The sequence below is a fragment of the Microbacterium sp. NPDC003461 genome, assembly GCF_053588335.1.
The window spans coordinates 40,926-60,974 of the sequence record NZ_JBSFPT010000007.1; the positions used below are offsets into that span (position 1 = coordinate 40,926).

Sequence of the window (20,049 nt, forward strand, 5' to 3'; positions counted from 1 at the left end):
GGGGGCGCGGCGCGCGGGCCGGCCCGATCGGTTGCTGAACGGAGCGCCCGGAGGGCGCGGAGATGAAGCGACCGCCGCAACCCGCGTCGTCCCGGCTCAGACCGACACGGGCACCCCGGCGAGCGTGTGCAGCTCGCGCCAGATGTCCGCGGCGGCGGGCGACGCCGCCGTGCGCGGGTCGGGCGTGATCGGCACCGGCCGGCCGCGCATGGCGCGCTCGGGCGCGTAGTACTCGCCGCCCGTGGCCGCGGGGTCCGTCAGCGCGCGCACGCCCGGCCACGCCGCCGCATCCTTGCCCTGCGCCCACGGCGTGAACGGGTTCCGCCGGTACGGCACGGTCGCGTCGCGGATGCCGGGGCGCTCGGGCGTGCGCGCATCCACGCCGACGCCGGGCCGCGTCACGATCGACGCGGCCCGCACGCCCGCGGCGCGCAGCCGGCGGTCGAGCTCGAACGCGTAGACCTCGGTGAGCGCCTTGGCCTTGGTGTACGCACCCACGCCCGTGCGCGGCGTGCGGCGGGCCTCGCGCGGATCGGCCCCGAAGCGCTGCACGAATCCGGTGGATGTGTGGACGATCCGCAGCGGCCGATCTGCCGCCAGGCGATCCGCATCGCGCAGCAGGCGCGCCACGAGCGCGACGTTGGCGACCGTGTGCGCGCCGAGCATGAGCGGCAGACCGTCGCGCGTCACCGCGCGCGTCGAGAACTCCATCGGCCCGCCGTTGAGGAAGATGCCGTCCAGGCGCGGCAGCGCCGCAAGCTGCTCCCCCGCCTCGGCGACGGACGCCAGCGAGGTGAGGTCGAGCCTGACGGGGCGCGTGACGGCGTTCGGCGCCTGGCCGCGGATCGCGGCGGCGGCCACCTCGAGTTTGGCGGCGGATCGCGAGACGAGCACGACCTCCGCCCCCGCGGCGGCGAGCTGCTCGGCCGCGAAGTAGCCGATGCCGCCCGTCGCACCGGTCACGGCGTACACGCGGCCCCGCAGATCCGGGAGACGGTCGGGATTCCAGGACATGTGCCCTCCTCAAAACGGATGCGCGCCGGCGCGGTGCGCCCCGAGATCACCGTCGACCACGTGCAGCGTCTGGTCTGCGGCGCCGAGCACGCGGTGCGGCTCGGCGACGGCGGCGACCGCGACCTGCTGCTCTCGGTCGTCCTGGCCGGTCTGCGCCCCTGATCACTCGGGCGAGGCGGCCTCGCCCGTGAGCACGCGCGCGGCGGCCTCGACGATCGCGGGGATCTCGTCGGCCGCCTCGACCCGGACCGGGCGCTCGTCGTCGCCGGGCTCCTCGAGGGCGGCGAGCTGCGAGTCGAGCAGGGTCGCGGGCATGAAGTGGCCTCGACGGCCGGTCACGCGGGCGGCGAGCAGCTCGCGGTCGCCGCGCAGATAGACGAAGCGGGTGCCGGGAGCGGACGCGCGCAGCCGGTCGCGGTAGGAGCGCTTCAGCGCCGAGCAGGCCATGACGACCGATCCGCGCGCCAGCACCTCGCCGATCCGGTCCAGCCAGTCGGCGCGATCCTCGTCCACGAGCGGGATGCCCGCCTCCATCTTGCGGACGTTGCGCGCGGGGTGCAGCTCGTCGCCGTCGACGAACTCGACGCCCAGCCGCGCAGCGAGCGCGGCTCCGACCGTCGACTTGCCGGCGCCGGAGACGCCCATCACGACCACGGGAGAGGCGGCGACCATTCCCCCACGCTACCGACGACGCGGCGCGCGGGCGACCTCCGCGCGGCGTCGGGCGCCGCGCCATGGTAGGTCTGATGCAGTACCCGCCGCCGACGCCGGAAAGCGAGACCCATGCCGTTCTTCGATCTGCCCCTCGACCTGCTGCGCGAGCACCGCATCGCCCAGGAGCCGCCGTCCGATCTCGCGGACTTCTGGCGCCGCACGCTCGCCGACGCGCGCGGCAAGGCGTGGGAGCCGCGCGTCGAGCGCGTCGACACCGGGCTCGAGCTCGTGGAGACGAGCGACGTGACCTTCGCCGGCTACGACGGCGACCCGATCCGCGCGTGGTGGCACGTCCCCGCCGATCGCGCACCGCGCGCGGTCGTCGTGCAGTTCCAGGGATACAGCGGCGGCCGCGGCCTCGCGCACCAGCAGGAGGAGTGGCCGCTGGCCGGATGCGCGCACCTCTTCGTCGACTCCCGGGGCCAGGGCACCGGCGCGTGGTCGCCCGGGCACACGCCCGACCCGCACGGCAGCGGCGGTGCGGCCGCCGCGGGGCAGATGACGCGGGGCATCGAGGACCCGGAGACCTACTACTACCGCCGGCTCTACACCGACGCCGCGCTCGCGATCGACGTCGCCCGGGGGCTGGCGGGCGACGATCTGCCGGTCTTCGTGACGGGCGGCAGCCAGGGCGGCGGGCTCACCATCGCCGCCGTCGCGCTGGATGCCTTCTCCGGGGGCGCCGTGGCGGGGGCGATGCCGGACGTGCCGTTCCTGTGCGACTTCCCGCGGGCGGTCTCGCTCGTCAGCACGAATCCGTATCGCGAGATCGTGGCCTACCTCGCGGGGCACCGCGACCGGGTCGAGCAGACACACCGCACGCTGTCGTACTTCGACGGCGCCCACCTCGCGGCCCTCGCGACGGCGCCCGCGCTGTTCTCGGTGGCGCTTATGGATCCGATCTGCCCGCCCTCGACGGTGTTCGCCGCCTACAACGCGTGGGCGTCGGACGACAAGGCGATCGAGATCTACCCGTACAACGAGCACGAGGGCGGCGGCCCGCACCAGCGCGCCGCGCAGCTCGCGTGGCTGCGGGATCGTCTCGCCGCGCCCGCCTGATCCGGACCGGCCCGCTCAGGCCTGCGAGTGGGAGATCCGCACCGCCGCGGCCCAGGGCTCGACCCAGTGGGGCAGGCTCAGGTGGCCGGGGGCTCCCCCGGCGGCCTCGAGCAGCTCGGGCGGCTCGACGGTGCCGCCCGCCTTGCGAAGGAAGCGCGCCTGCACCACGGCGCGCGCGATCACCTTGCCGCCGCGGTGGAACTCCTGCTCCATGTAGACGTGGCGCTCGTCGAACCCGAGCACGCGCGTGGCCAGCTCGAACCGCTGCCACAGCGTGAGCGAGCGCTTGTAGCTGATCGTCTGCGCCGTCACCACGGGGTACCAGCCGCGCTGGCTCACCTCGGCCCAGAACCCCGAGCGGAAGAGCAGATCGGTGCGGCCCAGGTCGAGCAGCGCCAGGTAGCGGGCGTTGTTCATGTGCAGGAGCGGATCGAGATCCGTCGGCAGCACACGGAACGTCGTGCGCCCCTCGCCCCACAGCGACACCCGCGGCGCGCGGCGGCTGCGCAGCCACAGCAGGAACAGCCGGAAGTACAGGTTCACGGCATCGAGTGAACCAGCCCTGCCGCACGCCCCGAAGGCCTTTGTGGACCGCCTCCAAAACGCGGCGCTTTTCCTGGACCCGCGGTCGGCGCCGCGCCCTCGGGCCGCCGCCGGTCACGCCCCGAGGGCGCGGAGGATGTCGTCGCCGTAGCGCAGGCGATCGAGCACGGCTCGCTCGTCCTCGCGGGAGGACTCGCACACGAAGAGGCGATCCCCGTCGGACGCGACGAAGAACTCCTCCGGTGTGCGGCGCTCGAGCAGCGGGCGCAGGACGGGCGGCGGCGCCTCGACCCAGGACGGGTCGATCCACAGCACCGCGCGGGTGCCCCAGGGGCGCGCGATCTTCGTCATGCCCGCGGCGGCCTCGAGCGGGGCGTCAGGCATGGATCCCCTTCCGTCGGCCGTCGCGCCCCTCGATCATCCCAGACCGCCCGCCGCCCGCCCGCGCCCGGCCGATGTCCATCCGGCGCCGAATAATCTGGGGGCATGGTCGCCAAGATCCTGCTCTACTACGTGTTCACGCCCCTCGCCGATCCCGAGGCGGTGCGGCTGTGGCAGCGCGACCTGTGCGAGCTGCTGGGGCTGCGCGGGCGGATCCTGATCTCCGAGCACGGGATGAACGGCACCCTCGGCGGCGACATGGCGGCGCTGAAGACCTACGTGCGCAAGACCAAGCAGTATGCGCCGTTCAAGGCGATCGACTTCAAGTGGTCCCCGGGCACGGGGCTCGACGAGGAGGGTCGGAGCCGGGACTTCCCGCGCCTGTCGGTGAAGGTGCGCGACGAGATCGTGTCGTTCGGCGCGCCCGAGCAGCTGCGGGTGGACGAGAACGGCGTGGTCGGCGGCGGCACGCACCTGGGACCGGGCGAGCTGCACAAGCTCGTCGCGTCGCGCGACGACGTCGTGTTCTTCGACGGGCGCAACGCGTTCGAGGCCGAGATCGGCCGGTTCAAGGGTGCGATCGTGCCCGACGTCGAGACGACGCGCGACTTCGTGGCCGAGCTCGAGTCGGGCCGCTACGACCACCTCAAGGACAAGCCGGTGGTCACGTACTGCACCGGCGGCATCCGCTGCGAGGTGCTCTCGGGCCTCATGCGCTCGCGCGGCTTCGAGGAGGTGTACCAGCTGGACGGCGGGATCGTGCGCTACGGCGAGACCTTCGGCAACACCGGGCTGTGGGAGGGCTCGCTGTACGTGTTCGACGGCCGCGAGACGATGACCTTCGGCGACGACGCCGCCGTGATCGGCCGGTGCGCGTCGTGCGGCGCACCCGAGGACCGGATGGTCAACTGCGCCGACGACGCGTGCCGCTCGCGCGTGGTGCTGTGCGCGTCGTGCGGCGACGCGGCGGCCTGCGGGAGGCACGCCGAGGCCGCAGCGGCCTGACCCGGCGGGATCAGCGGGCGAGGAGGGCCTCGACCTCGGCGGCGGTGGGGACCGCGGCCTGCGCGCCCACGCGCGTGACGGCGATGGCCGAGGCCGCCGCGCCCGCGCGCGCCGCCTCGGCGAGCGCGTCGAGCGAGAGCGGGCCGCGGCCCAGGCGCGCCGCGAGCACGCCGCAGAACGTGTCGCCGGCGCCGGTCGTGTCGACGGGGTCGACGCGGAACGCGGGCACCGTCGCCCGCTCGGATCCGAGGACCACGATGGATCCGGATGCGCCGAGGGTCACCACGAGCGCCGGCACGCGGGACGCGAGCGCCTCGATCGCCGCCTCGCGATCCGCCGTGCCCGCGATGTCGGTCAGCTCGTGCTCGTTGACGATGAGCACGTCCACGAGCGGCAGCACCCGCGCCGCCGTCTCGGCGTCTGCGAGCGGCGCGGAGGGGGCGGCGTTGAGCACGAACAGCGCGCCCTCGGAGCGCGCCTCGGCCGCCGCCACCACGAGCGGCACGGGGATCTCGAGCTGGGCGGCCACGACGTCGGCCGCCGCGACGAGCTCGCGCTGGTGCGCCTCGAGCCCCTGCAGGGCGCCGTTGGCCCCCGGCACGACGATGATCGCGTTCTCGGCGTCGTCGGCCACCGCGATGAGCGCCACCCCGGTCTGCTCGGGCGAGAGCGACAGCCCCGACACGTCGATGCCGTCGGCCTCGAGCAGCGCCCGCAGCTGCGCGCCGTCGGCGTCGTCGCCGATCGCGCCGATGAACGCCGCGGGCGCCCCACCCGCCCGCGCCGCCGCGACGACCTGATTCGCGCCCTTGCCGCCGCCGCCCCGCGACGAGCTCGACGCGAGCAGCGTCTCGCCCGGGCCGGGGATGCGCGGCACGCGCGCGACGACGTCCATGTTGATGCTGCCGACGACGGCGACGCTCATCGGTTCTCCCTCCGCTCCCCCGCGATGTCATCCATCCTCTCCCGCTCGCGGTGCGCGGCGATGTCGTCGAGGATGCGCAGCGCACCCGTGTCGGCGGCGAGCTCGGCGGGCCGGCGCGGGCGGTAGACCACGAGCGAGTGGAAGACGAAGCGCGCGAGGAACGCGACGGCGAGCGTGATGGCCGTGGCGAGCACGCTCGAGATGTGCCACGTCTCGACCATGAGGGCCATGACGGGGATGCGGATGGCGGCCTCGACGTTGTTGAACGTGAACGAGGTGGCGAAGCGCCGCCCGAACCCGGCGGCCTGATCGCGCATGTCGGCGAAGACGAAGCGCTCCTGCAGCAGGAAGTTCGCCACGATCGTGATCTCCGCCGCCGCGATCGCCGCCCACAGGTAGTCGACCCCGAGCGCCGTGAGCGCCCACACGATCCCGATGTTCGCGACGGCGCCGGCCGCGCCGATGAGCGCGAAGATCGACATCTTGCCGAACCGCAGCCGGCCCAGGTGCGCCAGGAATGCGCCGCCCTGCCGCAGCGTCGCCTTCGAGATCCCGTCGCGGCGGCGGTCGAAGCGCAGCGGCAGCTCCGCCGTGCGGTGGTCGCCGCGGGCCAGGATCTCGAGCAGGATCTTGAAGCCGTTGGGGCGCAGCGCGGCCAGATCGATGCGGCGGCGGTCGACCAGGAAGAACCCGGTCATGGGGTCGCTCACACCGTGCAGCCGCACGGGGAACATCGCCTTCGTCACGGCCGTGGACACGCGCGACACGGCCGCGCGCAGCCGCGTGCCCAGCCCCTCGCCGTCGCCGCCGCGCATGTACCGCGACGCGAGCACGACGTCGACGCCGCCGCGCTCGTACCGCTCCAGCAGCTCCGGCAGCAGCGCGGGCGGGTGCTGCAGGTCGCCGTCCATCACGATGCACACGTCGGCGCCCGCGAGGGCGAGCCCGCGCGCCACGGCTCCGCCCAGCCCGCCCGTGCGCTCTCCGTGCGGCCGGTGCATCACGCGCACGGGCAGGGGCGCGGATGCCGCCACGCGGGCGATCTCACCCGGGGTGTCGTCGTCGCTGTCGTCGACGAACAGGATCTCCGCGCCGCGGCCGGCGAGGGCGGCCGCGATCTGCGCGACGAGTGGCGCGACGTTCGGACTCTCGTCGCGCGTGGGGACGATGACCGTCACCTCGGGAGCGGGGCGCACCTGCCTATCGTTCCATGCGCGGCTGTGACCGCGCGCACCGTCCCGAGCCGGCCGCCCGCGGCGGACGTAACCTGGATGTATGACGACTTCGCAGGAGATCCGCATGTTCGGCGCCGAGTGGTGCCGCGACTGCCGCCGCACCAAGGCGCAGCTCGACGAGCTGGGCGTTGCCTACCAGTACATCGATCTCGAGGCCGAGCCCGCGGCCGCCGACGTGGCCAAGGAGATCTCCGGCCGCACCAACATCCCGGTGGTCGTGTACCCCGACTCGAGCCACCACGTCGAGCCCAGCAACGCCGACGTCGAGGCGAAGCTGCGCGAGCTCAACCTGATCTGACACTCGAGCCTGGCGGATCCGCGGCTCGCGGACTCCTTCTCACCCGGCCGGAGCCGGCACAATAGAGGGGACGAAGGAGGATCGCGTGGTCGACACGATCGATGCGGAGACGAGCCCGCTGCATCTTCCGCACGCCGCGGCCGAGTGCCCGAAGTGCTTCATCGAGCTGCAGCGCGATCGCGGCTGGTGGCAGGCGCGCCCCGAGGGTGCGCGGCTGGTCGGCCTCGTCGTCGCCCGCGAGGACATGCCGCCCGTCGTGCAGCAGCGCGAGGACCTGGCGCGCTTCGGCGTGCCGATCGAGGGCTTCCGCCACCCGGCGCCCGACATCCTGGAGACCTGGGAGCAGCGCCTGAGGCGCCTGTTCGACACGCTGCGGCCCGGGGACGTGCTCGTCGTGGCGGGCATCCGCGCGCTCGGGCGCGATGCGGCGGAGGGCGCGCGCACGGTCGCGGCGCTCGGCCGCAAGGGCATCGTCGTGAAGGTGCTCAGCCACGGCGCGCGGCACCTGCACGACGCCACGGCCTGATCGGCCGGCTCAGCGCGAGACGGCCTCGCGGGGGCGGGTGTCCTCGTCGATGTCGTGATCGCGCGAGGAGGCGACCGCGACCGCGTCGACGACCACGGCCGTGATGTTGTCGCGGCCCCCGTTGAGCAGGGCCTCGCGCACGAGGCGGTCCGCCGCCGTCTGCGGCAGCACCTCGAGGCGCAGGATCGTGGCGATCCGCTCGGCGGTCAGCTCGTTCGACATGCCGTCGGAGCACACGAGCATCCGGTCGCCGCGCGCCGCCGGCAGCATCCAGAAATCGGCCTGCGCGTGGCTGCCGGCCCCCATCGCGCGCGTGATGACGTTGCGGCGTCGGTCGTGCGCCGCCTCCTCGGCCGTGATCTCGCCGGCGTCGAGCAGCTCCTGCACGAGGGAGTGATCCACGCTGATCTGCTCGAGCTCGCCGCGGCGCATGCGGTACACGCGCGAGTCGCCGAGGTTGATCGCGAGCCAGTACCCGATGCCGTCGACGTGGGTCACGATCAGGCCGGCGAACGTCGTGCCCGCACCGCGCTCGCGCGCCGCCGAGAGGCCGTCGACGCTGCGCCGCGCGCGGTCGAAGGCGTCGCGCGCCTCGCTCACCGACACGCTCGGCCGCCCCACGAACGGCGCGAACGCCTCGAGCGCCGCCGCCGAGGCGAGCTCGCCGCCCTCGTGCCCGCCCATCCCGTCGGCGACGAGGAACACGGGCGCCTCGGCGAGGTGGGCGTCCTCGTTCAGCGTGCGGCGCGCCCCCACGTCGGTGGCGGCGCCGCTCTCGACGACGATCGGGGCCGTCACGCGAGCGCCTCGAAGGTGACGACCCGGTCTCCCATCTCCAGGGCGTCGCCGGGCTCGAGTGGCGTGCGCAGGCCGGGGGTGACCTCGACCCGATCGCCGTGACGCACGATCACGACGCCGTTGGTCGAATGCATGTCGGTCAGCCAGGCGCCGGTCGGATCGACGTCGATCGCGAAGTGCGTCTTCGACAGCGACAGGGTGGTGTCGCGCACCGCGACGACCTCGGCGTCCTCGACGGGCGGGGGGTTGCGGCCGAACACCGTGCGGGAGGTCACCACGTGGCGGATGTCGTCGTCCCACACGAACACGGCGCGCTTGATCGCGCCGGGGCGGTGACGCTGCACGATCACGGTGTCGTCGACGAAGTCGTCGGAGGCCGGCGGCGGCACGGGCTCCCGACGCTGCGGGGCGGTCTCGCGCGGCTCGGGCGCGGCCACCGGCACGCCGGGCACCGACGAGATGAGCGACGCCCCCGGCTGCGCGGCGGGTGCCGCCGCGGGGAACGGCGGATTCGAGGCCGAGAACGCCGACGGCTCGGGGATGGCCGTGGCCGAGGCGTCGGCGACCGGATCGGCGGGGCGAGGCGGCACGGCCGGCGGCGGCGCGTAGGCGGCCGGCGGCGGCGCGTACGGGTCGGCCTCCGCGGCGGACGGGTCCATCGTCACGGCCGCCGTGGCGACGGGATCGACCGGGCCGGCGTACGGGTCGGCGGGGGCCGCGTACGGATCGGCCGCGCCGTCGTAGGGGTTCGCCGGCGCCCCGTAGGGGTCGTGGGCAGGAGCGGCCGGCGCCTCCGGCGCGTAGCCGGCGTGCGGCGCGCCGTACGGTTCGCCGGCCGATGAGGGCGCGGCGCCGTAGGTCTCGCCCTGGTACGCCCCGTACGCGTCGAGCGGGGATCCGTACGGATCCTGCTCCGCCGGCCGGGCGTCGACGACCATGGCGCCGGCGGCCTTGTCGTGCCACCCCTGGCGGCGCCCCGACTTGTCGAACAGGATCGAGAAGTAGCCGAGCAGGAGGATCGTGCCGGTGGCGCCGAGCACGATGTTGCGCAGCAGCGCCCTGCCGAACCCCAGCGGCGCGCCGGTGTCGGCCTGCACGATCCGGATCTTCTGCGCCCGCGCGCCGATCGATCCGGATCCGCCCTGCATGCCGGTGTAGACGAGGAACCAGGCGAGCACCGCCGCGTACATCACGAGCAGCGCGATCATGCCTGCGGCCATGTCGACCGTGAGGGTGAGCACGACCGCCAGCGCGCCGAACACCACGGCGATGCCGCCGGCGATGAGCGAGTCGATGAGGAACGCGACCACGCGCCGGCCCGGCTCGGCGGGCAGGCCGACGCCGTACGCCGGGCGGGCGTAGGGATCGGCCGGCGGGTACGAGGGATCGGGCGGCGGGTACGCGGAGGCGCCCTGCGCGTACTCGGGGGCGCCGCCGTAGGGGTTCGCGGGCGCGCCGCCGTAGGCGTGCTCCGCGGGCGCGGCCGGGTGGGCGGGCGCGGGCGCCGCGTACTCGGCCGGGGCCGGCGGGTAGCCGGGGGACGCGGCGAACGGATCCGCGGGGGCGGACGGGTACCCGGGGGCGGCGTACGGATCGGCGACCGGCTGGCCGTAGCTGTCCGCTCCCGGGAACTGCTGCTGTCCCGGGTAAGCGGGCTGCCCGTACGGATCCGGCAGGTGGCCGGGGTACTGGGGCGTGCTCATCTCACCCATCCTTCCCTGCATCGCCGCGCCGCTCGCGAGCGCGCGCGGGAGCGTCACAGATGATCATGTCAGCACACGCACCGCGGATGCGACGAATCCGCGACATCGCGCCCACGCGAGTCGCGGATCCGTCCGGCCCGAAACCTCATCGCCGCGGCGGCTTCGGCTCCTTCTTCGGCGCCTTCCCCGAGGCCTGCAGCGTGGCGTAGTGCTGCGCGGCCTCGTCCTGGCGCGCCTGCTCGGCGCCCGACGCGATGGGCGCGCGCACGTGCTCCGGCTCGTACCCGAACGCGTCGACGAGATCCTGCGCGTGCGGGCGCAGCCGCGCGCAGAGCCGATCGATGTAGCGCGAGACGGCCGCGGCGCGCTGCGTCGAGAGCCGGCCGTGGATGAGGTGCCACGACAGGTGCTTCTCGATCAGCCCGAGGCCGAACAGGTCGCGCACCCACGTGAGCACCTGCTTCGTGCCCGCGTCGTCGATGCGCTCGAGCGCGTCGGTGAACGCCTCCCACTGCAGCAGCTCGGCGTGGGCGCGCGCGGCCTCGAGCAGCTCGTTCTGGTTCTCGTTGAACAGCGCGGCGCCGTCGGCGGCCGACATCTTGGACGCCGGGCGCAGGCGGGCGGCGACGTCGGCCACCATCGTCTGCACGCGGTCGGCGAGCAGCTGGTGCTGGTCCTTGCCCCGCAGCCCGAGCTCCACGGACCGGGCCGTGGAGCCGAGGTCGGCCACGGCCTGGCCGAGGCGGCGCAGGCCGGCGCCGTGGAACACGCGACCGGCGGTCTGGCCGGCGACCATCGCCGCGAGCTCCGCCGGCTGCTTGCCCTTGAACTGCTTGGCGTAGTCGCCGAGCAGGCGCTTGCCCACCAGCTGCAGCAGCACGTTGTTGTCGCCCTCGAAGGTCACGTAGACGTCGAGGTCGCTGCGCAGCCCGACGATGCGGTTCTCGGCGAGGAATCCCGATCCGCCGCACGCCTCGCGGCACTCCTGCAGCGCGTCGAGCGCGTGCCACGTCGACAGCGCCTTCAGACCCGCCGCGAGCGTCTCGAGGTCCTGGCGGCTCTCGTCGGTGTCGTTCGCGCCGCTGAAGACCGCGTCGAACTTCTGCAGCAGCTCGTCGTGCGCGAACGCCTGGGCGTAGGTGGTCGCCAGCAGGGGCAGCAGCCGCCGCTGGTGACGCCCGTAGTCGAGCAGCACGGTCTCGCCCGCGCCGTTGTCGAACTGGCGGCGCTGGTTGCCGTACGTCACGGCGATGTAGAGGCCGAGCGCCGAGCCCCACGTGGCGGCGCCGTCGAGCGAGACGCGGCCCTGCACGAGCGCGCCGAGCATCGTGAAGAAGCGGCGGCCGGGGCTGGGGATCGGGCTCGAGTAGGTGCCGTCGGGCGCGACGTCGCCGTAGCGGTTGAGCAGGTGATCGCGCGGGATGCGCACGTTGTCGAAATGCAGGCGGCCGTTGTCGACCCCGTTCAGGCCGCCCTTGGGGCCGTCGTCCTCGCCGCCCACGCCGGGCAGGAACGCGCCGTCCTCGTCGCGGATCGGCACGAAGAAGCAGTGCACGCCGTAGTTGACGCCGTTCGAGATGAGCTGCGCGAAGACGGTGGCCGCCCTCGCGTGCAGCGCGGCGTTGCCGAGGTAGTCCTTCCACGCGCCGCGGAACGGCGTGTGGATGACGAACTCCTCGGTCTCCGGGTCGTACGTCGCGGTCGTGCCGATCGCCTGCACGTCCGATCCGTGCCCGGTCTCGGTCATGGCGAAGGCGCCGGGCAGCCGCATCTCGCCGGCGTCGCGCAGCCAGCGATCGTGGTGGGTCTTGGTGCCCAGCTGCAGGATGGCCGAGGCGAACAGGCCCCACTGCACGCCCGACTTGATCTGCAGGCTGGGGTCCGCGGCCACGAGCTCCTGGAAGCCGGCGAGGTTGCCGCCCTGGTTCTCGAGGCCGCCGTACTCCTTCGGGTAGGCGCGCATCGACGCGCCGTGCTGCACGAGCAGGTCGAGCTGGGCGAGCGTGCGCTCGCGGTGCTCGGCGATCGGCTGCCCCTCGATGCGCCAGAACGCGGGATCCTTGATCATCTCGCGCGCCTCGCGGCGGATGTCGGCCCACGTGCCCAGGAGGGCGTCGTTCACGAGGGAGATGTCGATGCGAGCGTCGGCGTGCTCGGCGCTCTCGACGGGACGGACCACGGTGTCGGCCATGCGGGATTACCTCTTTCGGACGCGCGCGGGACGCGCGATCGGCGGATGACACCACGTTAGGGACTCCACAGAGGCGCGTCACGATCGTTGTGCACCATCGACACCGCCCCGCCGCCCGACGGACGGCCGCGATTGTGCGCGCGGTACAGACCTCAGCTCGTGGCGTAGTCGGCGAGGAAGCGGTCCACCATCCAGTAGTCGTCCTCCGTGCGCTCGGCGCTTTCGGTGAACTCGCCGTCCTGGATCATCAGGTAGCGGTTGCCGGCCGGGGTGTCGTTCCACGTGACGTCCACGGCCTTCCAGGGTGATGTCCGCGGCCGGAAGGACACCGAACAGCAGGTCGAGCTCGGCGCCGAGCTCGACGTGAGCCGAGAGGTTGCCGATGAGGCCGGCGAGACCCGCCTGCACGCGCGCCGTCAGGGCGCCGAGCGCCTCGGCCACGGCGTCGGTGATGGCCGTGAGCGTCGCGGCGTTCAGCAGCGAGGTGTTCGCCGGCAGGCCGTTCAGGCCCGTCGTGCCCTCCGCGTACGAGATGCGCTGCAGGTCGACCGTGATCTGGCCGTTGGCGAGGTCGATCGACGCGATGCCCGCCTCGTCCTGCAGCGGGGTGAGCAGCAGCTGCTGGATGAGCGCGTCGACGCCCTCCTCGACGCCGTCGACGCCGATGGTGCCGGTCGAGACGTCGACCGTCGCGAGACCGAGGACCGACAGGTTGAGATCGGCGGCCGCCAGGGCGGATCCGAGAAGTCCCTCCGGTCCCACCGCCGCGTCGAGCGTCGAGCCGATCGCCTGGGTCAGCACGCTGTCGAGCGTGGTCGTCAGGCCGGCGACGAGCGGGCTGGACAGCTCCAGCTGCGCGTCGGCGATCTGGTACTGCGAGGCGATGTCGACCGCGCCCGTCACGGGATCGCCGGTCGCGGTGGCGGTCGACGAGACGGCGCCGAGCTCGATCCCCGCGCTGTCGATGACGCCGTCGGTGACGAAGGTCAGGCCGAGCTGCTGATGGATCGCGGAATCCGCCTTACGCCCTTCGGATGCCCGGGCAGGGCTGGCCCGGCGGGCGTCCGCCGCGCGGCGATGAGCTCACCGAGGGCGCGCTCGCGCTGTGCTCGGGCGCGCTCGGATGACGCCCGGCGAGGGCGCACCGCGGCGACGTGGCGCCCGCGGACCGCGGCCGGTGCACGGTGCCGGTCAGTGCGCGGCGATGACCTCGAGCACGGCGTCGCCGTAGGCGTCGCGCTTCTTCGCGCCGATGCCCGTGATGCCGTCCAGATCGGCGATCGAGGCGGGGCGGTGCTCGGCGAGGGCGCGCAGCGTGACGTCGCCGAACACCACGTAGGCCGGCACCCCCTGCTCGCGCGCCTGCTCCGCGCGCCAGGCGCGCAGCGCCTCGAACAGCGGCCGGTCGTCGGGGGCGAGCTGCTCGGCGGTCGACGACTTCTTCGCGCCGCTCGCGCGCGACACGCGGCCGATCACATCGCGCCGCAGGCGCACCGGCGTCTCGCCGCGGAGCACGCCCGCACCGGCCGGACTCGTGGCGAGGGTGCCGTACTCGCCCTGGGCCACGAGCAGGCCGCGGGCGAGCAGCTGGCGGATGACGCTGCGCCAGTCCTGCTCCGACAGGTCCTTGCCGATCCCATAGGTCGACAGCTCGTCGTGTCGCATCTTGCGGATGCGATCCGTCGAGGCCCCCCTCAGGATGTCGATCAGGTGACCGGCACCGAACGCCTGATTGCGCTCGCGCTGCAGCCGCACGATCGTGGAGAGCAGCTTCTGGGCGGGCACGAGGCCGTCCCACACCTCGGGCGGCTCGAGGCAGGTGTCGCAGTTGCCGCACGGGCCCGACTCCTGCCCGAAGTACGCGAGCAGGTTCTGACGGCGGCAGTCCACCGTCTCGCACAGGGCGAGCATCGCGTCGAGATGCTGCTGCTGGCGCTGCCGGATGGCGCGGTCGCCCTCGCCCTGCTGGATCATGCGCCGCTGCTGCACGACGTCGCCCAGTCCGTAGGCCATCCACGCGACGGCCGGTTCGCCGTCTCGACCGGCGCGGCCGGTCTCCTGGTAGTAGCCCTCGACGGACTTCGGCAGGTCGATGTGGGCGACGAAGCGCACGTCCGGCTTGTCGATGCCCATGCCGAAGGCGATGGTCGCCACGACGACGACGCCGTCCTCGCGCAGGAAGCGGGACTGATGGCGCGACCGCGTGGCCGCGTCGAGCCCCGCGTGGTACGGGATGGCGTCGATGCCGTTGCCCGCCAGGAACGTCGCGGTCTCCTCCACCGACTTGCGGCTGAGCGCGTAGACGATTCCCGCCGATCCCTCGGGCTGGGCGCGGATGAAGGACAGCAGCTGCTTGCGCGGCTCGGTCTTCGCCTCGATCCGGTAGCGGATGTTCGGGCGGTCGAAGCTCGCCACGAAGTGCTTCGCGTCGGGCAGCCGGAGCCGCTCGGTGATCTCTCGGTGCGTCTCGCGCGTGGCGGTGGCGGTGAGCGCCATGCGCGGCACGCCGGGGAACCGCTCCCCCAGCCCGCCGAGGGCGAGATAGTCGGGGCGGAAGTCGTGGCCCCACTGGCTGACGCAGTGCGCCTCGTCGATCGCGATGACGCTCAGGGAACCGCGCTCGAGCAGCCGGAGAGTCGCCTCCGAGTTGAGGCGCTCGGGCGCCACGTAGAGCAGGTCGAGCTGCCCCGAGACGTAGTCGCGCTCCACCTGCGCGCGCTCGGCAGGGCTCTGCGTGGAGTTGAGATAGGCCGCGCTCACGCCGTTGGCGCGCAGCGCGTCGACCTGGTCGTGCATGAGCGCGATGAGCGGCGAGACGACGAGGCCCGTCCCCTCGCGCACGAGCGCCGGCACCTGATACGTCACGCTCTTGCCGCCGCCCGTCGGCATGAGCACGACCGCGTCGCCGCCGCCGACGACCTGCTCGACGATCGCGGCCTGGTCGCCCCGGAAGGCGTCGTAGCCGTAGACGGTCTTGAGCGCCTCGAGCGCCGTGCCGAACCGCGACGGCCGCGGCGTGGCTGTCGCCGGCGCGGCGGGCGGAGCGTGCGCGGCGGGCGGAGCCGCGTCCTGCGGGCCGCCCCACGCGATGGGCCCGCCCGCGTAGTCGGGCTCCCAGTACTCGTCGCCGTAGGGGTCCGGCGGCGCCTCCTCGGGCGGCGCCCACCCCTCGTACGGGTCGGGAAGCGCGCCGAGGGTCATGCCTCCAGCGTAGGCGGGGCGGCCGACACCGCGCGCCGGATGTGGACAGCCGATCTGCGCCGCGCGCCTGTGAACGGCCGGATGGGTTCCCCGTGGCCCGCGGACCTCGTAGCGTGGAGGCATGACGAACACGAGGGTCGAGCGCGTGGACGACCGGAACCGCTACGAGATCTACGTGTCGGACGCCCCCGACGCCGGAGCGACGCGCGAGGGCGAGACGCTGGCCGGCTACGCGGAGTTCTCGCAGGAGACGGGCAGGATCCGGTTCGTCCACACCGTGATCGATCCGGCCTTCCGCGGCCGCGGCCTCGGCGACGTCCTCGCCGCCGAGGCGCTGGCGGACGTCGCCCGGCGCGGCGACACCATCGTGCCGCTGTGCCCGTTCATCGCGGCCTACCTCACCGAGAACGAGGTCGCCGGGGCGATCGTGGACTGGCCGCACGGCACGCCGCAGAACGCCGCGACCCCGCCCGAGCAGCCGGCCTGAGCCGCGGGAATCCCAGGGCGATGACCCGCTACGACGTCGACGCCGGGGAGGCGGTCGACGGCGGATCCACCGACTGCGACGGGCCGCGCGCGCTGCTGCTCGAGCCGCGGCGCGTGCCGCTCGGCGGTGTGCGCGCCATGGACGTGTCGCGTTCCCTGCCACAGCGCGACCTGCCGCTGGTCGGCGCGTGGTGCTTCCTCGACCGGTTCGGCCCGCAAGAGGCGATGATGCGCGTCGATCCGCATCCGCACATCGGTCTCCAGACGGTGACGTGGCCCCTCGTCGGCGAGGTGCGCCACCGCGACGCCGTCGGATCGGACGTGCGCATCACGCGCGGGCAGCTGAACATCATGACCGCCGGCGACGGCATCAGCCACTCCGAGTACTCCGTGGGCGACGAGCCCGGACCGATCGACGCGCTGCAGCTGTGGATCGCGCTGCCCGAGGGCGCGCGCCGCCAGGGGCCGCACTTCGAGCAGCACCGCGAGCTGCCGTCCGCCGCCGTCGCGGCGAGCGAGGGCGCCGACCCCGACATCACCGTCGTGGTCGGCTCGTTCGCGGGCGTCGACTCCCCCGCCGCCGTCTACAGCCCCATCGTGGGCGCCGAGATCGGTCTCGCCCCCGGCTCGCGCGTGCGGCTGCCGCTGCCGAGCGACTGGGAGCACGCCATCGTGCACGTGGAGGGCGATCTGCGGGTCCACGATGCGGCGCCGGGCGGAGCGGCCTCCCTGTCGCTCGACCGGCTCGATCTGCTGTACCTGGGCGTGCACCGCGACGGGATCGAGGTATCGACCGAGGGCGGGGCGATGGTGTTCCTGCTGGGCGGCGAGCCGTTCGGCGAGGACATCGTGATGTGGTGGAACTTCGTCGGCCGCTCGCACGACGAGATCGCCGAGGCGCGCGCGCACTGGGAGGCCCGCGACGCGAGGTTCGGATCCGTCGTGGGCCACGAGCCCGACGATCGCATCCCCGCACCGCCGCTGCCGAACGTGCGGCTCACCGCGCGGCGCCGCCGCATCTGAACCGCGCACCCGCCCGGGGCGCAGGCGGATCGCAATAGGCTCGGGTGCGTGAGCAAGTCCGGTGTCCTCTCCACGCGCGTCCTCCTCGTCTGCGCCGCGATCGCGGTCGCGACGGGCGTGCTCGGCGGCATCGAGGGGTGGCTCACGGTCCCCGTCCTCGCGGCGGCGCCGTTCCTGTACGGCTTCCTGCTGGGCGTGCACACGCTGCCCGGCATCGTCGCGCAGGAGCTGTTCCGGATGCCGTGGGTGGCGCTGGTGACGCACGTGCTCGCCGGCCTCGTCGGCGCCGCGATCGCGCCCGTGTGGGCGCCGCAGTTCCTCGGCACGGCGCTGCTGTTCGGCGGCATCCAGGAGGGCGTCGCGGCCGTGTTCCGGTACCGCGCCTGGAGCTGGTGGCGGTACCTCGTCTCGGCGCTGCTGATCGGCGCCCTCGTCGCGTTCGTCGTCGCCATGGCGGCCGACCTGGGCGAGCTGCCCGCGTGGGCGCAGGCCGCCTACCTCGCGCTGTCGCTGCTGGGCCCCGTGGCGTGGACGCTGCTCGGACTCTGGATCGGTCGCGGGCTCGAGCGCGCCGGCATCACGCCGGGCCGCGGCAGGGAGCGCGGGCGCCGGGCCGAGCGGCACCCGGCGCCGCGGGCGTGACCCGGGCGCGGCCGCATACGCTGATCGGATGACCGACGCCCCGCTCGCCGCGCTCGCGCGCGTGAGCGTCGCGCATCTCGACGCCCCGCGGCCGGCGCCGCGCGAGGTCTCGCTCGAGATCCGCACGGGCGAGGTCGTGCTGCTGCTCGGCCCGAGCGGAAGCGGCAAGACCACGCTCACCCTCACGCTCAACGGGCTCGTGCCGCACCACATCGACGCCGACGTCGAGGGCGTCGTGCGGATCGGCGGGCGGGACGCCGCGGGAGCGTCGCCCGCCCAGCTGAGCACGAGCGTCGGCATGGTGTTCCAGGACCCCGACGCGCAGCTGGTCACCTCGAGCGTGCTCGACGAGGTCGCCTTCGGCCTCGAGAACCTGCGCCTGGGCGCCGCGGAGGTGCGGGCGCGCAGCGAGGAGTCCCTGCGGCGCGTGGGCCTGTGGGAGCGCCGCCACGACGATCCGGACGAGCTCTCGGGCGGGGGCAAGCAGCGGCTCGCGATCGCCTGCGCGCTCGCGATGCGCAGCCCGCTGCTCGTGCTCGACGAGCCGACCGCGCAGCTCGATCCCGCGGGCGTGCGCGACGTGTACGCGGCGCTCGCCGACCTCGTCGCCGCCGGGGAGCACGCCGTCCTGCTCGTCGAGCACGACGTCGACGCCGCGCTGCCGCTCGCGACGCGCGTGGTCGTGCTCGACGCCGACGGACGCGTGGCCCACGACGGCGACCCCGCCGACGTGCTCGACCGCCACGCCGCCGAGCTGCGCGCGATGGGCGTGTGGCTGCCCCGGGACGGCGAGCCGAGCCGCCGGCCCGTGCCGACGCCCGCCGGCGACGTCGCCCCCGCCGTGTCGGCGCGCGGGCTGACGGTGCGGACGGGGCGCGGCCGGGGTCGCCGCGCGCTCATCCGCGACGTCTCGCTCGACGTGCCCGCGGGCTCGTTCACGGCGATCGTCGGGCCCAACGGCGCGGGCAAGACCACGCTGGCGCAGGCGCTCGCGGGCGTCGCACCCCCACCCCGCGGCACCGTGCGCGTCGCCGGGCTCGATGCGGGCGCCGCGCCCCCGCGACGCCTCGCCGAGCGCGTGGGGTTCGTGTTCCAGAACCCCGAGCACCAGTTCGTCTCCCACACCGTGCGCGGCGAGCTCGCGCACAGCCTGCGCCGCGTGCCGGGTGCCGAGCGCGACGCGCGCGTCGACGCGATGCTCGCCCGGTTCGGGCTGACCGAGCACGCGGATCGGCACCCCTATCGGCTCTCGGGCGGGCAGAAGCGGCGGCTGTCGGTCGCGACCGCGTTGATCGCGGGGGCCGACCGCCCCGGCGGGGTGCTCGTGCTGGACGAGCCGACCTTCGGGCAGGATCGCGCGCGGGCCGACGAGCTCCTGGCGCTGCTCGACGAGCTGCACGCCCACGGCACGACGGTGGTGGTGGTCACGCACGACCTGCGCCTGGTCGCCGAGCACGCCACGCACGTCGCGGTCATGGACGGCGGGGAGCTCGTCGCCGTCGGTCCCGCCGACGAGACCCTGCCGACCGCCCGCGCGGTGTTCGATCGGCCGCGCCCCCTCGAGACCGCCGAGGGGCCGGCCGGCGCGTCCGGGCCACGGCGGGCCGCGCCCCTCGAGCGGCTCGATCCGCTCGCGAAGCTCGCCGCCGTCCTGCCCGCGCTCGTCGGCGTCGTGTTCACGCGCGACCTGGCCACCCCGGCGGCCCTCGCGATCCTGTCGGCGCTCGTGCTGCTCGTCGGCGCGCGACGGGATCGGCGGCTGGGGCTGTGGCTCGGCGTCGCGCTGCCCGCCGTGCTCGTCGCCCTCGCGGCGGGCTTCGCGCTGTGGACCGATCCCCGCACGGGCACCGCGACGGGCCTGCGCCTCACGGCGATGCTCGCGATCGCGCTCGTCCCCGGCCTCACCACCACCGGTCCCGATCTCGTGCGCGCGATCGTGCAGCACCTGGGCGTGCCGTACCGGATCGGGTACGCCGCCCTCGCCGCGTACCGATTCGCCCCGCGCCTGCGGCGGGAGATGGCGATCATCCGCGCCGCCCATCGCGTGCGCGGCACGGGCGGAACGCGTCTGTCGCGCGCCGCCGCGTCTTTCGTGCCCCTGCTGGCCGGCGCCATCCGGCACGCCGAACGGGTGGCCCTCGCGATGGACGCGCGCGCGTTCGGCGCCCACCCCACCCGCACGGAGCGGCGCGTCCTGTGCTGGCGGACCGCCGACACCGTGGCCGTGGTGGCCGGATGGGCCGCCACGGCCGCCGTCTTCATCGCCTTCGCGGCGATCACGCTGCCGCGCGGATGGATATGACAG

At 74.2% G+C, this 20,049-nt stretch carries 20 protein-coding genes; 9 read left to right on the forward strand and 11 right to left on the reverse strand.

Going from position 1 to position 20,049, the window contains the following annotated elements; translation table 11 throughout:
• Positions 1-96: 96 nt before the first annotated feature.
• The gene (locus ACWDR7_RS04780; RefSeq protein ID WP_449853784.1) at positions 97-1,014 is read right to left on the reverse strand and encodes an SDR family NAD(P)-dependent oxidoreductase; all 918 of its coding nucleotides are present in this window, start codon (positions 1,012-1,014) and stop codon (positions 97-99) included.
• Between the two features lie 18 nt (positions 1,015-1,032).
• On the opposite strand from ACWDR7_RS04780, the gene ACWDR7_RS04785 reads away from it, so the two are divergent.
• Entirely contained in the window at positions 1,033-1,176 is a 144-nt protein-coding gene (locus ACWDR7_RS04785) for a hypothetical protein (RefSeq protein ID WP_449853785.1), read from the forward strand.
• Here ACWDR7_RS04785 and ACWDR7_RS04790 read toward each other — a convergent pair whose 3' ends face one another.
• Positions 1,177-1,686 (reverse strand): gluconokinase, encoded by a 510-nt coding sequence (locus tag ACWDR7_RS04790; protein ID WP_449853786.1) that lies wholly within the window; start codon positions 1,684-1,686, stop codon positions 1,177-1,179.
• 111 nt (positions 1,687-1,797) lie between these two features.
• Here ACWDR7_RS04790 and ACWDR7_RS04795 point away from each other — a divergent pair, with 111 nt between their 5' ends.
• Complete coding sequence (locus ACWDR7_RS04795; protein WP_449853787.1) at positions 1,798-2,787, forward strand: acetylxylan esterase; 990 nt, start codon at positions 1,798-1,800, stop codon at positions 2,785-2,787.
• Between the two features lie 15 nt (positions 2,788-2,802).
• Here the strand turns inward: ACWDR7_RS04795 and ACWDR7_RS04800 are convergent, their stop codons facing one another.
• Both ACWDR7_RS04800 and ACWDR7_RS04805 read right to left on the reverse strand, forming a co-directional pair.
• Positions 2,803-3,330 carry an acyl-CoA thioesterase gene (locus ACWDR7_RS04800; protein WP_449853788.1) on the reverse strand — a complete coding sequence of 176 codons (528 nt, stop codon included), beginning with the start codon at positions 3,328-3,330 and terminating at the stop codon, positions 2,803-2,805.
• 114 nt (positions 3,331-3,444) lie between these two features.
• Positions 3,445-3,714, reverse strand: coding sequence for a hypothetical protein (locus tag ACWDR7_RS04805; protein ID WP_449853789.1), 270 nt, complete (start codon positions 3,712-3,714; stop codon positions 3,445-3,447).
• Positions 3,715-3,816: 102 nt separating this feature from the next.
• Between ACWDR7_RS04805 and trhO the strand changes: the two genes are divergently transcribed.
• A complete protein-coding gene (gene trhO / locus ACWDR7_RS04810) occupies positions 3,817-4,716 on the forward strand; it encodes an oxygen-dependent tRNA uridine(34) hydroxylase TrhO (RefSeq protein WP_449853790.1) in 900 nt (299 codons plus the stop codon).
• 10 nt (positions 4,717-4,726) lie between these two features.
• On the opposite strand, the gene ACWDR7_RS04815 is transcribed toward trhO, so the two are convergent.
• Entirely contained in the window at positions 4,727-5,641 is a 915-nt protein-coding gene (locus ACWDR7_RS04815; RefSeq protein ID WP_449853791.1) for a ribokinase, read from the reverse strand.
• Positions 5,638-6,837, reverse strand: a complete 1,200-nt coding sequence (locus tag ACWDR7_RS04820; protein ID WP_449853792.1) for a glycosyltransferase — start codon at positions 6,835-6,837, stop codon at positions 5,638-5,640. Before ACWDR7_RS04820 ends, ACWDR7_RS04815 begins: the two co-directional genes overlap by 4 nt.
• 79 nt (positions 6,838-6,916) lie before the next feature.
• Here ACWDR7_RS04820 and ACWDR7_RS04825 point away from each other — a divergent pair, with 79 nt between their 5' ends.
• The gene (locus tag ACWDR7_RS04825; protein WP_449853793.1) at positions 6,917-7,174 is read left to right on the forward strand and encodes a glutaredoxin family protein; all 258 of its coding nucleotides are present in this window, start codon (positions 6,917-6,919) and stop codon (positions 7,172-7,174) included.
• An 85-nt stretch (positions 7,175-7,259) separates the two neighbouring features.
• Complete coding sequence (locus ACWDR7_RS04830; RefSeq protein WP_449853794.1) at positions 7,260-7,700, forward strand: recombinase family protein; 441 nt, start codon at positions 7,260-7,262, stop codon at positions 7,698-7,700.
• A 9-nt stretch (positions 7,701-7,709) separates the two neighbouring features.
• Here ACWDR7_RS04830 and ACWDR7_RS04835 read toward each other — a convergent pair whose 3' ends face one another.
• The 5 genes from ACWDR7_RS04835 to recQ form a co-directional block, all read right to left on the reverse strand.
• Complete coding sequence (locus ACWDR7_RS04835) at positions 7,710-8,498, reverse strand: PP2C family protein-serine/threonine phosphatase (protein ID WP_449853795.1); 789 nt, start codon at positions 8,496-8,498, stop codon at positions 7,710-7,712.
• Positions 8,495-10,201: an RDD family protein gene (locus ACWDR7_RS04840; RefSeq protein ID WP_449853796.1), complete on the reverse strand. Its 1,707-nt coding sequence runs from the start codon at positions 10,199-10,201 to the stop codon at positions 8,495-8,497. The genes ACWDR7_RS04835 and ACWDR7_RS04840 overlap by 4 nt, the downstream gene beginning before the upstream one ends.
• 145 nt (positions 10,202-10,346) lie before the next feature.
• Entirely contained in the window at positions 10,347-12,392 is a 2,046-nt protein-coding gene (locus tag ACWDR7_RS04845; protein WP_449853797.1) for an acyl-CoA dehydrogenase family protein, read from the reverse strand.
• A gap of 78 nt (positions 12,393-12,470) precedes the next feature.
• Positions 12,471-13,400: a choice-of-anchor G family protein gene (locus ACWDR7_RS04850; RefSeq protein ID WP_449853834.1), complete on the reverse strand. Its 930-nt coding sequence runs from the start codon at positions 13,398-13,400 to the stop codon at positions 12,471-12,473.
• Positions 13,401-13,583: 183 nt separating this feature from the next.
• Entirely contained in the window at positions 13,584-15,593 is a 2,010-nt protein-coding gene (recQ, locus tag ACWDR7_RS04855) for a DNA helicase RecQ (RefSeq protein ID WP_449853798.1), read from the reverse strand.
• A 121-nt stretch (positions 15,594-15,714) separates the two neighbouring features.
• Here recQ and ACWDR7_RS04860 point away from each other — a divergent pair, with 121 nt between their 5' ends.
• Genes ACWDR7_RS04860 through ACWDR7_RS04875 form a run of 4 tightly spaced genes read left to right on the forward strand, consistent with a single transcriptional unit; the run spans position 15,715 to position 20,046 of the window.
• Positions 15,715-16,080: a GNAT family N-acetyltransferase gene (locus ACWDR7_RS04860; RefSeq protein ID WP_449853799.1), complete on the forward strand. Its 366-nt coding sequence runs from the start codon at positions 15,715-15,717 to the stop codon at positions 16,078-16,080.
• Positions 16,081-16,100: 20 nt separating this feature from the next.
• Positions 16,101-17,102 (forward strand): pirin family protein, encoded by a 1,002-nt coding sequence (locus ACWDR7_RS04865; protein WP_449853800.1) that lies wholly within the window; start codon positions 16,101-16,103, stop codon positions 17,100-17,102.
• Positions 17,103-17,150: 48 nt separating this feature from the next.
• Entirely contained in the window at positions 17,151-17,744 is a 594-nt protein-coding gene (locus ACWDR7_RS04870) for an ECF transporter S component (protein WP_449853801.1), read from the forward strand.
• Positions 17,745-17,772: 28 nt separating this feature from the next.
• A complete protein-coding gene (locus tag ACWDR7_RS04875; RefSeq protein WP_449853802.1) occupies positions 17,773-20,046 on the forward strand; it encodes an ATP-binding cassette domain-containing protein in 2,274 nt (757 codons plus the stop codon).
• Positions 20,047-20,049: the final 3 nt, after the last annotated feature.

Excerpts from the sequence above, each read along its gene's own strand:
- ACWDR7_RS04780 (WP_449853784.1), bottom strand. The coding sequence starts at position 1,014 with ATGTCCTGGAATCCCGACCGTCTCCCGGATCTGCGGGGCCGCGTGTAC.
- ACWDR7_RS04785 (WP_449853785.1), top strand. The coding sequence starts at position 1,033 with ATGCGCGCCGGCGCGGTGCGCCCCGAGATCACCGTCGACCACGTGCAG.
- ACWDR7_RS04790 (WP_449853786.1), bottom strand. The coding sequence starts at position 1,686 with ATGGTCGCCGCCTCTCCCGTGGTCGTGATGGGCGTCTCCGGCGCCGGC.
- ACWDR7_RS04795 (WP_449853787.1), top strand. The coding sequence starts at position 1,798 with ATGCCGTTCTTCGATCTGCCCCTCGACCTGCTGCGCGAGCACCGCATC.
- ACWDR7_RS04805 (WP_449853789.1), bottom strand. The coding sequence starts at position 3,714 with ATGCCTGACGCCCCGCTCGAGGCCGCCGCGGGCATGACGAAGATCGCG.
- trhO (WP_449853790.1), top strand. The coding sequence starts at position 3,817 with ATGGTCGCCAAGATCCTGCTCTACTACGTGTTCACGCCCCTCGCCGAT.
- ACWDR7_RS04815 (WP_449853791.1), bottom strand. The coding sequence starts at position 5,641 with ATGAGCGTCGCCGTCGTCGGCAGCATCAACATGGACGTCGTCGCGCGC.
- ACWDR7_RS04825 (WP_449853793.1), top strand. The coding sequence starts at position 6,917 with ATGACGACTTCGCAGGAGATCCGCATGTTCGGCGCCGAGTGGTGCCGC.
- ACWDR7_RS04840 (WP_449853796.1), bottom strand. The coding sequence starts at position 10,201 with ATGAGCACGCCCCAGTACCCCGGCCACCTGCCGGATCCGTACGGGCAG.
- ACWDR7_RS04845 (WP_449853797.1), bottom strand. The coding sequence starts at position 12,392 with ATGGCCGACACCGTGGTCCGTCCCGTCGAGAGCGCCGAGCACGCCGAC.
- recQ (WP_449853798.1), bottom strand. The coding sequence starts at position 15,593 with ATGACCCTCGGCGCGCTTCCCGACCCGTACGAGGGGTGGGCGCCGCCC.
- ACWDR7_RS04860 (WP_449853799.1), top strand. The coding sequence starts at position 15,715 with ATGACGAACACGAGGGTCGAGCGCGTGGACGACCGGAACCGCTACGAG.
- ACWDR7_RS04865 (WP_449853800.1), top strand. The coding sequence starts at position 16,101 with ATGACCCGCTACGACGTCGACGCCGGGGAGGCGGTCGACGGCGGATCC.
- ACWDR7_RS04875 (WP_449853802.1), top strand. The coding sequence starts at position 17,773 with ATGACCGACGCCCCGCTCGCCGCGCTCGCGCGCGTGAGCGTCGCGCAT.